15 protein-coding genes are annotated in these 15,698 nt (G+C 66.4%); 9 read left to right on the top strand and 6 right to left on the bottom strand.

Translation table 11 applies throughout. The features are described 5' to 3' along the window. The first annotated feature begins 21 nt into the window (after positions 1–21). The 6 genes from hutI (at position 22) to hutC (ending at position 7,686) form a co-directional block, all read left to right on the top strand. Positions 22–1,257 carry an imidazolonepropionase gene (gene hutI, locus AACY13_RS16190; protein ID WP_339462607.1) on the top strand — a complete coding sequence of 412 codons (1,236 nt, stop codon included), beginning with the start codon at positions 22–24 and terminating at the stop codon, positions 1,255–1,257. Beyond that, entirely contained in the window at positions 1,247–2,200 is a 954-nt protein-coding gene (hutG, locus tag AACY13_RS16195) for a formimidoylglutamase (RefSeq protein ID WP_339462608.1), read from the top strand. Before hutI ends, hutG begins: the two co-directional genes overlap by 11 nt. 32 nt (positions 2,201–2,232) lie before the next feature. Next, positions 2,233–3,915, top strand: coding sequence for a urocanate hydratase (hutU, locus tag AACY13_RS16200; RefSeq protein ID WP_339462609.1), 1,683 nt, complete (start codon positions 2,233–2,235; stop codon positions 3,913–3,915). Further along, positions 3,912–5,447, top strand: coding sequence for a histidine ammonia-lyase (gene hutH, locus AACY13_RS16205; protein ID WP_339462610.1), 1,536 nt, complete (start codon positions 3,912–3,914; stop codon positions 5,445–5,447). The genes hutU and hutH overlap by 4 nt, the downstream gene beginning before the upstream one ends. A 94-nt stretch (positions 5,448–5,541) precedes the next feature. Beyond that, positions 5,542–6,882: a Na+/H+ antiporter family protein gene (locus AACY13_RS16210; protein WP_339462611.1), complete on the top strand. Its 1,341-nt coding sequence runs from the start codon at positions 5,542–5,544 to the stop codon at positions 6,880–6,882. A 90-nt stretch (positions 6,883–6,972) separates the two neighbouring features. Continuing rightward, the gene (hutC, locus tag AACY13_RS16215; RefSeq protein WP_339462612.1) at positions 6,973–7,686 is read left to right on the top strand and encodes a histidine utilization repressor; all 714 of its coding nucleotides are present in this window, start codon (positions 6,973–6,975) and stop codon (positions 7,684–7,686) included. Positions 7,687–7,690: 4 nt separating this feature from the next. Here hutC and AACY13_RS16220 read toward each other — a convergent pair whose 3' ends face one another. From AACY13_RS16220 to AACY13_RS16235, 4 genes are all read right to left on the bottom strand, one after another. Beyond that, positions 7,691–8,347, bottom strand: coding sequence for an endonuclease I family protein (locus AACY13_RS16220; protein WP_339462613.1), 657 nt, complete (start codon positions 8,345–8,347; stop codon positions 7,691–7,693). Positions 8,348–8,783: 436 nt separating this feature from the next. Then, positions 8,784–9,191, bottom strand: a complete 408-nt coding sequence (locus AACY13_RS16225) for a PaaI family thioesterase (RefSeq protein WP_339462614.1) — start codon at positions 9,189–9,191, stop codon at positions 8,784–8,786. A gap of 71 nt (positions 9,192–9,262) precedes the next feature. Continuing rightward, a complete protein-coding gene (locus AACY13_RS16230) occupies positions 9,263–10,144 on the bottom strand; it encodes an alpha/beta hydrolase family protein (RefSeq protein ID WP_339462615.1) in 882 nt (293 codons plus the stop codon). Further along, positions 10,141–10,731: a TetR/AcrR family transcriptional regulator gene (locus AACY13_RS16235; protein ID WP_339462616.1), complete on the bottom strand. Its 591-nt coding sequence runs from the start codon at positions 10,729–10,731 to the stop codon at positions 10,141–10,143. Before AACY13_RS16235 ends, AACY13_RS16230 begins: the two co-directional genes overlap by 4 nt. A gap of 238 nt (positions 10,732–10,969) precedes the next feature. Between AACY13_RS16235 and AACY13_RS16240 the strand changes: the two genes are divergently transcribed. From AACY13_RS16240 to AACY13_RS16250, 3 genes are all read left to right on the top strand, one after another. Further along, positions 10,970–11,566 (top strand): LemA family protein, encoded by a 597-nt coding sequence (locus AACY13_RS16240; RefSeq protein WP_339462617.1) that lies wholly within the window; start codon positions 10,970–10,972, stop codon positions 11,564–11,566. 48 nt (positions 11,567–11,614) lie between these two features. Continuing rightward, positions 11,615–13,552, top strand: coding sequence for a M48 family metallopeptidase (locus AACY13_RS16245; protein WP_339462618.1), 1,938 nt, complete (start codon positions 11,615–11,617; stop codon positions 13,550–13,552). Positions 13,553–13,756: 204 nt separating this feature from the next. Beyond that, on the top strand, positions 13,757–13,948 hold the full coding sequence (locus tag AACY13_RS16250) for a hypothetical protein (protein WP_339462619.1): 192 nt from the start codon (positions 13,757–13,759) through the stop codon (positions 13,946–13,948). An 11-nt stretch (positions 13,949–13,959) separates the two neighbouring features. Here AACY13_RS16250 and AACY13_RS16255 read toward each other — a convergent pair whose 3' ends face one another. Further along, a complete protein-coding gene (locus tag AACY13_RS16255; protein WP_339462620.1) occupies positions 13,960–14,514 on the bottom strand; it encodes an NADPH-dependent FMN reductase in 555 nt (184 codons plus the stop codon). 79 nt (positions 14,515–14,593) lie between these two features. Next, positions 14,594–15,490, bottom strand: coding sequence for a LysR family transcriptional regulator (locus tag AACY13_RS16260; protein ID WP_339462621.1), 897 nt, complete (start codon positions 15,488–15,490; stop codon positions 14,594–14,596). Positions 15,491–15,698: the final 208 nt, after the last annotated feature.

Consider the following 15,698-nt stretch of genomic DNA (forward strand, 5'->3'; position numbering starts at 1 on the left):
AGTTCGCTCAAGGAGAGTCCCATGTCCTCGTCCGCCCCGCGCCTGCTTTGGCGCGAGCTCTGCCTCTTCGATGGCCTGACCACGCTGGCCGAGCCGATCAATCTGCTGGTGGCGGATGGCAAGGTGGCGGGCTTGTGGCCGACCCGCGCGTTTTCCGAGGCGTTGGCCGAGGGTGCGGTCGAAGTCGGGCGCGGCGGGGTAATGACGCCGGGCCTGGTGGATTGCCACAGCCATCTGGTGTACGCCGGCAACCGCGCCGGTGAATTCGAACAGCGCCTCGAAGGTGTCAGCTACGCCGAGATCGCCAAGGCCGGCGGCGGCATCCTCAGCACCGTGCGCGCCACCCGTGCGGCCAGCGAGGACGAGCTGCTGGCGCAGAGCCTGCCGCGTTTGCAGGCGCTGCTGGACGACGGCGTGACCACCCTGGAAATCAAATCCGGTTACGGCCTGACTGTCGAAGATGAATTGAAGATGCTGCGCGTCGCCCGCCGCCTCGGCGAGTTGCTGCCGCTGCGCATCACCACCACCCTGCTCGGGGCCCACGCCCTGCCGCCAGAGTACGCCGGCGACAGCGACGGCTATATCGCCCTGGTGTGCAACGAGATGATCCCGGCGGCCGTTGCCGAGGGCCTGGCCGATGCGGTGGATGTGTTCTGTGAAAACATTGCCTTTAGCCCGGCGCAGTGCGAGTTGGTATTCCAGGCCGCGCAACGCCACGGTCTGGCGATCAAGGTGCACGCCGAGCAGTTGTCCAACCAGGGTGCCAGCGCTTTGGCCGCGCGTTATCGGGGCCTCTCGGCCGACCATATCGAGTTTCTCGACGAGGCCGGCGTGCAAGCCATGGCGGCCGCTGGCACCGTGGCCACCCTGTTGCCGGGGGCCTTTTATACCCTGCGCGAAACCCAGTTGCCGCCCATCGCGCTATTGCGTCAGTACGACGTGCCGATGGCCCTGGCCAGCGATGCCAACCCCGGCACCTCGCCGATCTGCTTTCCGACCCTGACCCTTAACCAGGCCTGCACCCTGTTCCGGTTGACCCCGCGCGAAGCCCTGGCCGGTATGACCGCCCACGCCGCTCGCGCCCTCGGCCGCCCGGATCTCGGGCGGATCGAGGTTGGGGCCGCCGCCGACCTGTGCCTGTGGAATGTGCAGCAACCCGCCGAGCTGGCCTATGCGGTACAGCCGGGGCGGCTGCGTCAGCGCATCTTCAACGGCACCATTAGCTACAGTAAAGAGGTCAACACCCATGCACGCTGATCGCAATTCCATGGATCTCTGGCAAGGCCGCGTCGACCCGGAAGCCGATAGCCCGCGCTGGCACCAGCGCATCCAGGCGCTGAGCGCGGACAGCCAGCCCGGTGTGGCCCTGCTCGGTTTCGCCAGCGATGAAGGGGTGCGCCGTAACCATGGCCGCGTCGGCGCGGTAAATGGGCCGCTGGCCATGCGCAAGGCCCTGGCCAACCTGGCCTGGCATCGCCAGGGGGCGGCCTATGACGCCGGCGATGTGCTGTGCGCCGATGGCGACCTGGAAGGTGCCCAGGCGCGCCTCGGCCATAACGTCTGCGCGCTGCTGGATGCCGGGCATCTGCCCATCGTGCTGGGTGGCGGCCATGAGGTGGCTTTCGGCAGCTGGCAGGGCATCGCCGAGCATATGGCCGGTGCTGCTCCACGGATGGCCGCCCCGCGTATCGGCATTATCAATTTCGACGCGCACTTCGACCTGCGCGACCCGGCTCACGCCCGTTCCTCCGGCACGCCGTTCGCGCAGATTGCCGAGCAGTGCGCCGCACGCGGCTGGCCCTTCGCCTATGCCTGCCTGGGCGTCAGCCGCGCCAGCAATACCCGCGCCTTGTTCCAGCGCGCCGCCGAGCTGAATGTGCTGGTACGCGAGGATCGCGAGATCCGCGAAGGCAGCCTGGCGGCCATTAGCGCCGAGCTATCGGCCTTTATCGCCGGTTGCGATGCCATCTACCTGACCATCGATATCGACGTGCTGCCGGCCTGCGAGGCTCCTGGCGTCAGCGCCCCGGCTGCCCGTGGCGTGCCGCTGGCGCTGCTCGAACCGCTGCTGGAAACCGTGCGCGACAGCGGCAAGCTGCGCCTGATGGATCTGGCCGAACTCAACCCCGAACAGGACATCGACAGCCGCACCGCCAAGGTCGCGGCGCGCCTGATTCATCTACTGACCCTGGCTCACTGAGCCCGAACCTTAACAAGAACAAGGAGCCTGCTATGAGCCTCTTCCGTGACACCGAAATCCGCGCCGCCCGTGGCACCACGCTGACCGCCAAGAGCTGGCTGACCGAAGCGCCGCTGCGCATGCTGATGAACAACCTCGACCCGGAAGTGGCCGAGAACCCCAAGGAGCTGGTGGTGTACGGCGGCATCGGCCGCGCCGCGCGCAACTGGGAGTGCTACGACAAGATCGTCGAGGTGCTGACCCGCCTGGAAGACAACCAGACCCTGCTGATCCAGTCCGGCAAGCCGGTGGGCGTGTTCGAGACCCACAAGGACGCGCCGCGGGTGCTGCTGGCCAACTCCAACCTGGTGCCGCATTGGGCCACCTGGGAGCACTTCAACGAGCTGGATGCCAAGGGCCTGGCCATGTACGGCCAGATGACCGCCGGCAGCTGGATTTATATCGGCAGCCAGGGCATCGTTCAGGGCACCTATGAAACCTTCGTCGAGGCCGGTCGCCAGCATTACGGCGGCAGCCTCAAGGGCAAGTGGGTACTAACCGCAGGCCTGGGCGGCATGGGCGGTGCGCAGCCACTGGCGGCGACCCTGGCCGGTGCCTGCTCGCTGAATATCGAGTGCCAGCAGTCGCGTATCGACTTCCGCCTGAAGACCCGCTATGTCGACGAGCAGGCTACGGACCTGGACGACGCCCTGGCGCGTATCGACAAGTACTGCAGCGAAGGCAAGGCGGTGTCCATCGCCCTGTGTGGCAACGCCGCCGAGATCCTCCCGGAGCTGGTCAAGCGCGGCGTGCGCCCGGACATGGTTACCGACCAGACCAGCGCCCACGACCCTCGCCACGGCTACCTGCCGGCCGGCTGGAGCTGGGACGAGTACGTGGCCCGCGGCAAGACCGAGGAAGCCGTGGTGGTCAAGGCCGCCAAGCAGTCCATGGCCGTGCATGTACGCGCCATGCTGGCCTTCCAGCAGATGGGCGTGCCGACCTTCGACTACGGCAACAATATCCGCCAGATGGCTTTGCAGGAGGGCGTGGACAACGCCTTCGACTTCCCCGGTTTCGTCCCGGCCTATATCCGTCCGCTGTTCTGCCAGGGCATCGGCCCGTTCCGCTGGGTGGCGCTGTCCGGCGACCCCGAGGACATCTACAAGACCGACGCCAAGGTCAAGGAGTTGATCCCGGACGACGCCCACCTGCACAACTGGCTGGACATGGCCCGCGAGCGCATCAGCTTCCAGGGCCTGCCGGCACGCATCTGCTGGGTCGGCCTGAAGGACCGCGCGCGTCTGGCTCAGGCCTTCAACGACATGGTCGCCAGCGGCGAGCTGAAGGCACCTATCGTGATCGGCCGCGACCATCTGGACTCCGGCTCGGTGGCCAGCCCCAACCGCGAAACCGAAGCGATGCAGGACGGCTCCGACGCGGTATCCGACTGGCCGCTGCTCAACGCCCTGCTGAATACCGCGGGCGGTGCCACCTGGGTGTCGCTGCACCATGGTGGCGGCGTCGGCATGGGTTACTCGCAACATTCCGGGGTGGTCATCGTCGCCGACGGCACCCCCGAAGCCCGCGCCCGTCTCGGCCGCGTGCTGCGCAACGACCCGGGCACCGGAGTGATGCGTCACGCCGATGCCGGTTATGAGATTGCTATCGACTGCGCCGAAGAGCAGGGCCTCGACCTGCCGATGATCGCCGCGACCCAAGGAGCCAACGCATGAGCCTGTTTACCCTGACCCCCGGCCAATTGACCCTGGCCCAACTACGCGCCGCCTACCAGGCACCGCTGCAGCTGCGCCTGGACGCCAGCGCCCACGCCGGCATCGAAGCCAGTGTGGCCTGCGTCAACGCCATCGTCGCCGAAGGCCGTACCGCCTACGGCATCAACACCGGTTTCGGCCTGCTGGCCTCGACCCGTATCGCCAACGATGACCTGGAAAAGCTGCAGCGCTCGCTGGTGCTGTCGCATGCCGCCGGCATCGGCGCGCCGCTGGACGACGCCATGGTGCGCTTGATCATGCTGCTCAAGGTCAACAGCCTGGCGCGCGGCTTCTCCGGCATCCGCCTGAAAGTCATCGAGGCGCTGATCGCCCTGATCAACGCCGAGGTCTACCCGCATATTCCGCTCAAGGGTTCGGTCGGTGCATCCGGCGACCTCGCACCGCTGGCGCACATGTCGCTGGTGCTGCTCGGCGAAAGCCAGGCGCGGCACAAGGGCCAGTGGCTGCCGGCAACCGAGGCGCTGGCCATCGCCGGTCTGCAGCCGATGACCCTGGCTGCCAAGGAGGGCCTGGCCCTGCTCAACGGCACCCAGGTGTCCAGCGCCTATACCCTGCGCGGATTGTTCGAGGCCGAGGATCTGTTTGCCGCGGCCAGCGTCTGCGGCGGCCTGACCGTGGAAGCGGCGCTGGGCTCGCGGGCACCCTTCGATCCGCGCATCCATGCCGCTCGTGGTCAGCGCGGGCAGATCGACGCGGCGGCGATCTATCGCCATCTGCTCGGCGACAGCAGTGAAGTGGGGCGTTCCCATGAGGCTTGCGACAAGGTGCAGGACCCTTACTCGTTGCGCTGCCAGCCCCAGGTCATGGGTGCCTGCCTGACCCAGCTGCGTCAGGCCGCCGAGGTGCTGGCGGTGGAGGCCAACGCGGTGTCGGATAACCCGCTGGTGTTCGCCGCCGAGGGCGACGTGATTTCCGGTGGCAACTTCCACGCCGAGCCGGTGGCCATGGCCGCCGACAATATCGCCCTGGCCATCGCCGAAATCGGCGCGCTGAGCGAGCGTCGCACCTCGCTGATGATGGACAAGCACATGTCGCAGCTGCCGCCGTTTCTGGTGGCCAATGGCGGGGTCAACTCCGGCTTTATGATCGCCCAGGTGACTGCCGCCGCCTTGGCCAGCGAGAACAAGGCCCTGGCCCATCCGCACAGCGTCGACAGCCTGCCGACCTCGGCCAATCAGGAAGACCATGTGTCCATGGCCCCGGCTGCCGGTAAGCGTCTGTGGGAAATGGCCGCCAACACCCGTGGCGTGCTGGCCATCGAATGGCTGGGGGCCTGCCAGGGCCTGGACTTCCGCGAGGGGCTGAAAAGCTCGCCGCTGCTCGAACAGGCGCGTCAGGCCCTGCGCGAGCAGGTGGCCTACTACGTGGAAGACCGCTTCTTCGCCCCGGATATCGCCGCGGCCGATGAGTTGCTGGCCAGCCGCGTGCTGAGTCCACTGCTGCCGAACGGGATGCTGCCCTCGCTACCCTGATCGTTCCCTGCTAGCCCTCCTGGCCCGCGTTTCGGCGCGGGGCATGGCGGGGTATTGCCGCAGAAAAACTAAAAACAACAACAAGGGAGTCGCAATGAATTCAATCGTATTGGCAGTATTGGTTATGGTCAGCCTGTCACTGCTGCGGGTGTCCGTGGTCTTCGCCCTGGTGGTGGCGGCCGTGGTCGGCGGGTTGACGGCGGGCATGCCGATTGACGAGATTATCAAGGCCTTCAACGATGGCCTGGGTGGCGGGGCGGGCGTGGCCCTGGCGTATGCCACCCTGGGGGCCTTTGCCGTCGCGCTGTCGCGTACCGGCATCGCTCAACGCCTGTCGGCACGGGTGGTCGAGCACCTGGGTCGCAGCCAGCACAAGGGCGGCGAGCTGGCGCTGGTCAAATGGGGCATGTTGGCCAGCCTGATCCTCGCCGGCTTCGCCGCCGAGACCATCATTCCGGTGCATATCGCCTTTATCCCGATCCTGGTGCCGCCCTTGCTGCACGTGATGAATCGCCTGCAACTGGATCGACGCCTGACCGCCTGCGCCATTACCTTCGCCATTACCGTGACCTATATGTCGCTGCCGATCGGCTTCGGCACTATCTTTCTCAATGACATCCTGATCGGCAATATCAATCAGGCCGGTGCCGACGGCGGTCTGCTGGTGAGTCGCGAGATGGCCCCCAAGGCCATGCTGATACCGGCGCTGGGTATGGTTCTGGGGCTCGTTATCGCGGCCTTCAGCTACCGGCGCAAGCGGGTCTATCAGGAGCTGGCGGTAGCCGGCGAGCACCTGAGCAGCAAGAGCGAACCGCTTAGCCCACGGCAGTTGGGGCTGATCGCCCTGGCCCTGTTGCTGGCGCTGGGGGTGCAGCTATGGAGCGGCTCCATGGTCTTCGGTGGTCTGGTCGGCTTTGCCGTGATCTCGGTCAGCGGGGTGATCCGCTGGGGCGAGCAGGACGATGTGTTTACCCAGGGCATGCGCCTGATGGCCTTGGTCGGCTTTATCATGATCGCCGCCGCCGGTTTCGCTGCGGTGATGAAGGCAACTGGCGAACTGCCCAGCCTGGTCAGCGGTTCGGTCGAGCTGATCGGCGACAACCGTGGCCTGGCCGCATTGATCATGCTGCTGGTGGGACTGCTGATTACCATGGGCATCGGTTCGTCCTTTTCCACGGTGCCGATCATCGCCGCCATCTATGTGCCCCTGGGTCTGAGTTTCGGATTTTCGCCGCTGGCGATTATCGCCCTGGTAGGCACCGCCGCGGCTCTCGGCGATGCCGGTTCGCCCGCCTCGGACTCGACCCTGGGGCCGACCGCCGGCCTGAATGCCGATGGTCAGCACGACCATATCCGGGACACCGTGATCCCGACCTTTGTGCACTTCAACCTGCCGCTGATCGCCGCCGGTTGGTTGGCTGCCATGCTGCTCTGAGGCGCGTTGCGCGCTGTGCGTTGCTGCGCATGGCGTCGCCTTCGGGGGCTCGCTATCATCCGTGCATCGGGTGCCAACCAAGGAGCCGCAGTGAGCAGCACAACCCCGCGCTACAAGGCGATCGAAGAGTTTCTGCTGGAGCGCATCCACAGCGGCGCGTATCCGGTCAATCACCAGATCCCGGCCGAAGAGCAGTTGGCGCGGGATTTCGCCGTTAGCCGGATGACTGCCAACAAGGCTATTCGTGACCTGGTGCAGAAGGGTTACCTGATGCGCCAGGCGGGGCTGGGCACCTTCGTCACCGACCGCAAGGCCGAGTCCTCGCTGCATGAAGTGCTGAATATCGCCACGGAAGTGCGCGGCCGTGGCCATGCCTACAGCAATGACGTGATCCGCTGCGAGGCCCTGGCGGCGGATGACGAGGTGGCCCTGCGCCTGGGTTTGCGCCTGGGCGGCGAGGTGTTCCACAGCATCCTGGTGCACCGCGAGAACGGCGTGCCGATCCAGCTGGAGGACCGCTTCGTCAACCCGCGCTGGGTGCCGCATTACCTGCAGAGCGATTTTGCCCGGCAGACCCCCAACGAGGTGCTGGTGGCCAGCTGCCCGATCAGCGATGTCGAGCATGTGGTGGAGGCGGTGCTGGTGGACGAGCAGGTGGCCGCCTGGCTGGAGATCGATCGCGCCGCACCCTGCCTCAGCGTGATCCGCCGCACCTGGTCGGACGAACACCTGATCAGTTACGCCCGGCTGATTCATCCGGGCGACCGCTACAAGCTGCGCTCGACCCTCAATCGCCGCCGCTAAGTACTCAGTTACCGGTCAGCTGCTCGGCTAGCGCCGGGTCGTCGATATAGCGGTTGCGCGTGCCCTGCAGCGACTCGATGCGGTCGTTGCGGGCGCGCTCTTCGGCATCCGGCGGGTCCATCTGGTGCCAGCTCTTGTACATCTGCAGCTGGCCGACGATGGGCAGGCCGTACTCGATGTGCATATAGAAGATCGCCCGGGCGATATTGCCCTTGGCTTCATCGCGCGGCTCCACCAGCTGGAAGCTGGTTTTCATGTCGCAGCCAATGTCCTCGAACTTGCTCGGCACGCTGGCGTCCAGCTCGCCGAATTGCGCATTGCGCCGGGCCAGCTCGACGCGGCTGAGGGCCGGGTAGAGGTTGTGCAGGTCGGCGGTCATATAGGGGTAGGTCGGCGTCATGATGCTGCACTGGCGATTGGTGATGCAGCGCAGGGCGCTTTTCAGTTGCTTGCTGCTGTAGATCGGGCTGACCTTGAGCTGGCCGCTTTCGCCGGCGAAGGTTTGGCCGCAGTACAGGGAGGTGCCCCCTTGGCTGTAGAGCTGGTTCCAGAAGATCCGGGTGGCGGCCTTGGCATCGGCGATCTGGTTTTGGCCGCTGGCCAGGGTGGGCAGGCTGAAGGTGGTTGCCAGGCAACCGAGGGCAATAATAACTGCGCGCATACTGTGGCCCCATGGGCCGTTTTTTAGAACGGCCTGTTGTTTTTGTCAGACAATTTCAGTCTAGCAAGGCCTGCGTCACAAAATAAACCCGAGCGTTTGCTTGGTTCTGCTTTGTGTAAGTCATGGCTTACACAAGCTACCGTCTATCGCCACTGTTGGTACGTTGGTGCAAGGGCTAATCTGCTGCCCATGGACGTCGCGCAGGAAGCGCAGATTAGCCAACAGGGACACACTGGAAGCTGCCAGGATGGCCAGCAGATCATGGATGTCAGGGACTCAAGTCTGCAAAAAGCCCCGCGCTCGCGGGGTTTTCTTTTTTATGGCTTGCCATCCATGGCAGCCACCCTTCGGGCCATCGCTGCGCGACGTTAAAAATTGCTCCAGGCAATTTTTTCTGGCATTCGCCAAATCGCACTACTCTCTCGACCTGCCGAACCTATCGTGTGATCACGCTGAATACCGCACTGGCACGAGCGATACGTACGCCGGCCACGGCAAAGTAGCAATTGGCGAAGGCCAGGCGCTTGCCGACCTTCTGTACCTCGGTTTCGATCTCTATCCAGTCACCCAGACGTGCCGCGCCGGCGTAATCGATGCTCAGGCTGGCGGTGACCATTGGCGTGGGCGGGTCTTCGGCGAACGCCGTGTTGTAGCCCAGGGCGATGTCGGCCAGGCTGCTCAGGACGCCGCCATGCACCAGGCCGCGGGCGTTGCAGTGCTTGGCCTCGGCGCGCAGGCCGATGCTCAGGCCGGCCGCGGATGGCTTGTTGTAGATGGGCCCCAGCAGGTCGAGAAAAGGGCTGCTGCGAAACAGCGGGACAAAGTCGGCGGCGGGCATAGTCATCGCGTGGTGCTCCATCGGGCGCTACGGCGTATCAGCGTCCCGGCCGTTTCCGGCCAGGCCGCAGGGGCTGTTCAGGCCGTGCGTGGCTGGCTGGGTAACTGGGCGAACCAGTCCAGGGTTTCATCCCACAACTGCTGCGCGGCCGGGCGGAAGTACCCCATATGACCGATGGCACCCAGGCCGCTGGCGTGGGAGTCGATGGTCCGGGCCTGGTAGGGCGCGCCGCGGTAGGCGGCCATAAAGGCATCGCGTGAGGCGGGCGGGGCCCACAGGTCGTCGAGGGCGTTGGCCGCGACGATCGGGGTGCCGACCCGGGCGAAGCGCTCGCTCAAGCCGGGCATCTGCGGGTCTTCGAAGAAGTAGCGCGGGTAGCGGCACCAGCGTTTCCACTGCCGGTACACGCCCAGGGGCAGGTCCTCGCCCATGCCCAGACGACTCCAGCCCAGATAGCCCTGAACACGGGTCATCAGCGGGCCGATCAGCCGCCACATGGCCAGCACCCTGATCTGCTCGGCCCTGGGCATCCAGCCATGCCAGCCGGCACCGGTGCCGAAGGTATAGAAACCCTGTACTCGCGCGTGGTTGGGCAGCAGGCCGAAGGCATGCCCGCCGAAGGAGTGGCCGACCATATAGAGCGGGCGCTGGGGGTGGCTGTGCTGATCGACGGCGGCGGCCAGGTCGAGGTGGGCCCAGTCCAGGTAGTCCATGTCGAAGCCGCGCAGGCTGGCCGGCTTCGATTGGCCGACGCCGCGGTAGTCCAGGGTCAGGGTGCTGTAGCCGCGCTGCGCGGCATACTCGGCGAAGCGTCGGTAGAAGCCCTGGGGCACACCGGTGGCCCCGGCGATCAGCAGCTGGGCCATGGGCTCGGGGGCGTGGTAGAGGGTGGCGGTCAGCGGGTAACCGTCCAGTGCCGGCAGTTCCAGGGTCTCGCTGAGAATGTTGGGAGTGTTCATGCGCTGGCTCCTTGCGGGTGCTGGCTGCGGGTCAGATTGAACAGGGCGTCGGCGGCGCGCTTGAGGGGCTCGCTGCTACCGGCGACGCGGGCCTGCAGCAGCCCGCCTTCATACAGAGCAACGAACAGCGCGGCGAGGTTGTCGGCCTGCTCGCTGGGGTAACCGTATTGATGCAACTGCTGGCTCAAGGCCTGGCGCACGGTGGCGAAGCTGCGCTGCAGGGCGGCGCGGATTTCCACATCCTCGGGGCCGCTTTCCAGGGCGATGGTGGCCAGTGGGCAGCCGCGTTCGAACTGGCTGTTTTCCAGTTGCTGCAGTGCCCCTTGCAACCAGTGATGCAGCGCCTTGAGCGGATCGGCCTGTTGGCTAAAGAGCTGGGCGAACAGGCCGTCGATGCGCTGGCTGATATGTTCGATGGCCGCCACCGCCAGCTCGCTCTTGCCGCCGGGGAAGTGGTGGTAGAGGCTGCCTTTGGGCGCGCCGGCCTGCGCCAGCAGTTCATTCAGGCCAACGCCGTGCAGGCCCTTGCGTTGCAGGGCGTCGGCCATGGCGGCGATCAGTTTGTCGCGGGTCGAGGTCTTTTTCATGGGGGAATATATAGACCGGTCGGTCTACTTTGCCAAGACTTTTTTCGCCCCATCAGCTTGCTGGATAAGTCGCTATGGCTCAGATCGCGCCTGCATCCTGGCTGTCCGCCGGGTTGGCCGGCTGCCGCGGCGCTCCGGCGCAGCCCGCTCTGGCGGCCGTTTGCGCTACTGGACATTCGCGCCGCGGGTTTTCCGCTACCATCGGTCTATCTCCCACATGCCGATAAGGATTTCCCCCATGTCCGTCTCCGCCCTGATTGTCCTGGCCGTTGTGGTGGCCCTGATCTTTTATGTGATCGGCGTCTACAACCAGCTGGTGGCGCTGCGTAACCGCTTCCAGAACGGCTTCGCACAGATCGAGGTGCAGCTCAAGCGCCGCCATGACCTGATCCCCAACCTGGTGGAAACCGCCAAAGGCTATATGGCCCACGAGCGCGACACCCTGGAAGCGGTGATTGCCGCACGCAACAACGCGGTCAGCGGTCTCAAGGCCGCCGCGGCGCAGCCCGGCAATGCCCAGCGCATGGCGCAGCTGGGGGGCGCGGAAGGTTTGCTGAACAGCGCCCTGGGTCGCCTCAATGTGACCCTGGAGGCCTACCCGGAGCTCAAGGCCTCGGCCAATATGCAGCAGCTCAGCGAAGAGCTGAGCAGCACCGAGAACAAGGTGGCCTTCGCCCGCCAGGCCTTCAACGATGCGGTGATGGCCTACAACACCTACAAGCAGGCGTTTCCCCCGGTGCTGCTGGCGGCCACCTTCGGTCACGCCCAGGACGCCAGCCTGCTGGAGTTCGCCGATAGCGCGGCGCTTCAGGACGCGCCCAAGGTGGCGTTCTAGCGCTTCCGCCGAGCGCGCGGCAGTGCTCCTCAGTCAACGGATCGCACAATGAATTTCTTCGAACAACAGGATCGCGCCCGGCGCATCAGCGGCCGTCTGCTGCTCCTGATGGTGCTGGCGGTGGTCAGCCTGATTGCCCTGACCAGCCTGGTGCTGGGGGCGATCTGGCAGCTGTTCGGGCAGAACCACAGCGCCAGCCTGCTCGATGGCTCGGCTAGCCTGCTGCCCAGCGGTCCGCTGGTGGCCATGGTGGCGGTGGCGGTGATCGCCGTGGTGCTGCTTGGCAGTCTGTACAAGAGCCTGCAGCTGAACCGTGGCGGCCAGGCCATCGCCGAGCGCCTGGGCGGGCGGCTGATCAACCTGGCCCCGCAGAACTTCGAGGAGCGTCGCCTGCTCAATGTGGTCGAGGAAATGGCCATCGCCTCGGGCACCCCGGTGCCGCCGGTGTATGTGCTCGACGATGCCGGGATCAATGCCTTCGCCGCCGGGCTGACGCCCCAGGATGCGGTGATCGGGATTACCCGCGGGGCCATCAGCCTGCTGTCGCGCGAGGAGCTGCAGGGGGTGATCGCCCACGAATTCAGCCATGTGTTCCACGGCGATATGCGCCTCAATACGCGCCTGGTGGCCGTGCTGCACGGCATCCTCCTGCTCGGCCTGATCGGCGGCTTCCTGCTGCGCAGCAGTGGGCGCTCGCGGCGCAGGTCGAGCCGCGACAACTCGGTGGCGGTGGTCCTCGCCGTCGGCGCGAGCCTGTGGCTGCTGGGCTATGCCGGGACCTTCTTCGGCAACCTGATCAAGGCCGCGGTCAGCCGTCAGCGCGAGTTTCTCGCCGATGCCTCGGCGGTGCAGTTCACCCGCAACCCGGACGGCATCGCCGGGGCACTGAAGAAAATCGGCGGCAATCTGTATGGCTCGCAGCTGCGGGCCGGACATGCCGCCGAATTCAGCCATATGTACTTCGCCGCCGGCGTCAGCCAGGCGCTGGAGGGGCTGCTGGCCACCCATCCGCCCCTGGACGAGCGGATTCGCCGTGTCAGCCCGGGCTGGGATGGCCACTATCCGCAGGTTGATGCGCTCAGCCTGGCGGGCTCCACGGCCACCCCGGCCCAGGTAGCGGTCGCCCAGGGCTGGAATGAGGCCTTGCAGGGGCTGAGCCCGGCGGGCGCAGCGTTCGCGCCGGCTGCGGCGGTGCAGGCAATCGCTGCCATCGGCGATCCGCAAGGCCCCCACCTGAGCCAGGCCCGGGGCGTGCTGCAGCGTCTCGATCCCTTGCTGATCCAGGCCGCGCACAGTTGCAGCTCGGCCCAGGCGCTGGTCTACGGCCTGCTGCTGGACCGCGACAGCAGCGCCTGCGAACGCCAGCTGCAGCTGTTGCAGCCGCGCATCGCCGCAGAAGTCGAGGCGGCGCTGCAGGCCCTGCGTGAGCCGTTGCAACGCCTGCAGCCGGGCATGCGCCTGCCTCTGCTGGACCTGGCCATGCCGGCACTCAAGCAACTGGGCACGGCGGCGTTCGCCGCGTTCAAGGGCAATCTGGCGCTGCTGATCCGCGCCGATGGCAAGGTCGCGCTGCTGGAGTGGAGCCTGCTGCGGATTATCGAGCGCAATGTCGAGGCCGGGCGCACCCAGGTGGGCCGCTACCACCTGGCCGAGCTGGCCGATGAGATTGCGGTGTTGCTGTCGTGTCTGGCCCGTGCCGGCGAGGTCGATGCAGCGGCGGCGGCTGCGGCCTTCGCCCACGCCTGTGGCGGGCTGCCGTTCGCGCCGCTGCCGTTGCTGGCGGCCGAGCGCAGCGACCTGAGAGCGCTGGAAGCCGCCCTCGGCCGCCTCAGTCAGCTGTGGCCACTGCAGAAGCCGCAACTGCTCAAGGCCATGGCCCGGGGGATCGAGCACGACGGCCGGATCACTGCCGCGGAGGCCGAGTTGATGCGCGCGGTGGCCGATATCCTCGACTGCCCGATGCCGCCGCTGTTGAACCAGGGCTGACCGTCCGGCGGCCGGTGGCTTGACCCGTCGCGGCAATCGGCGGACTGTTAAGCGCGTCGGCCACCCCTAAGGTGCGCCGTGCGCACCAGGATTCCACCGCCTGGACCCGCTCGCCATAAGAAACGCTGTCGCGGCCTCGTGCCCCTTGCTACTGCCTCCTGACCTCAATCGTCACGCCGGCGCGTAACCGGCAAGGAGCCTCCTGTGACCCTCTTCCAACCCCTGACCCAAGGGCTGTTCGATCCACGCCTGCAGCTGGAGGCGGAAAGCCGCGAGTACCGTGCGAGCCCTGGCCGATCCTGCCTGGGCACGCCGGATATCCACGCCGAGATCGTCCAGACCATCGCCGCTATCGACCGCTTGGCCGGGCAGTTGCGTCAGCCGCCGGCGCAGTAGTCCACGGTCGGCTATAGATGCCGCGCCACCCAGGCGGCATAGGCGTCGATAAATTTCTGCAGGAACGGCTTGATGCCGTCACCGAGCCGGCCGTCCTCCTCGAAGAAGCTGCCGGCACCGCCGAGGTAGGCTTCCGGCTGCTGCATCATATGGACGTCGAGGAAGACCATGGACTGGCGCAGGTGGTGGTTGGCCGCGAAACCGCCGATGGCCCCCGGCGAGGCGCTCAGCACGGCCCCGGGCTTGCCGCTGAAGGCGCTCTTGCCATAGGGCCGCGAGCCGACGTCGATGGCGTTCTTCATCGGTGCCGGCACCGAGCGGTTGTACTCCGGGGTGACAAACAGCAGGGCATCGGCCGCCTGCAGCTGGCTGCGGAAGTCGTCATAGGCGGCGGGCGGGTTGTCCTGGTCGATGTCCTCGTTGTACAGCGGCAGTTCGCCGATCTCGACGATTTTCAGCTGCAGGGAGGGTGGGGCGAGTTCGATCAGGGCCTGGGCCAGTTTGCGGTTGATCGAGGCCTTGCGCAGGCTGCCGACCAGCACGGCGATGTTGTAGGTCTTGTTCATGACAACTCCTTGCGGGGTGAGCGAAGAGACTGAGAACTATAGACCGCCATGACCGCTGCGGCAGCGCCGCGGGTGCTGCTCAGGTGGCGAAGGCCGCCAGCAGATCCTCGCTCAGGGCCTGCTGGGCATCGCCCGGGTGCTGGCCGCGGTGCCGGGCCAGGTGGAACTGCACCTCGAAGCCCAGCGCCTCGGCCTGCAGCGCGCGCAAACGGCCGCGGGCCAGCCAGGGCGCAGCGATATGCTCGGGCAGGTAGCCGATATGGCGGCCGGAGAGGATAAAGGCCAGGGCGCCGTCGACTTGCTCGGTCTGCGCCGAACTGCTGGCGCTCTGCAAGGGTTCGCGGGTCTGGACCAGGCGGTAGGGGTGGTGCACCCGGTCGGCCCGTTGCAGGTCCTGCAGGCTCGGCTCGCCTCCCTCGAACAGCGGATGGCCCTGGGCGCAATGCAGCACCTGGCGCTCGCGGAACAGCGGGCGACACTCCAGCGCCGCCTGGTTGCCGGAGAAATAGCCGATGGCCAGGTGCAGCTGGTCCTGCAGCAGGCGGCGCTCCAGCTCGGCGGGCATGGCGGTGAGCAACTCGATCTGCACCGCCTGGTTGCGTCCGCGAAAGCGGCCAATAGCCTCGGCCACCCGCTCCAGCACCTCAGTCGCCAGGCCTTCGGAGAGGCCGATGCGCAGCTCGCCGAGAAGTTTGTCGGCCACGCCCCGGGCCTCGTCCTTGAAGGTGTCGATGGCCGCGAACAGGCGGCGGGTGGCGGCCAGCACCTGTTCGCCATTGGGCGTCAGGCGAAAGCCGGCCTTGCCGCGCTCGCACAGGCGAAAGCCCAGGCGCGTCTCCAGCTTGGCCATCTGCGTGCTGATGGTGGACTGACCGATGCCCAGCTCGCCCTGGGCGGCGCTGAAACCGCCGCATTCCACCACGGTGACGAACAGGCGCAGCAACTGCAGGTCGAGGTCGCGCAACTGGCTGAGCATACGGGCTCCAAACATTGCAGGTTATCGATGCGAGAGTAGATCACTTGATTTTTCTCCAATGCAAGCCGGGCTGAGCCCGAGCGCATTTGGCGCTGTGCCGTGGCAGCATTGCCGTCTGCGCTCAACGCCGTCGGGTTGGCCGCGCAAGAACGATCAAGCGCAGGGCGCAGCGGCTGCCGATACTGCCGCCATGTCTTCTGAGGAGCGG

This window comes from Pseudomonas sp. EA_105y_Pfl2_R69 (genome assembly GCF_963970915.1).
GTDB lineage: Bacteria > Pseudomonadota > Gammaproteobacteria > Pseudomonadales > Pseudomonadaceae > Aquipseudomonas.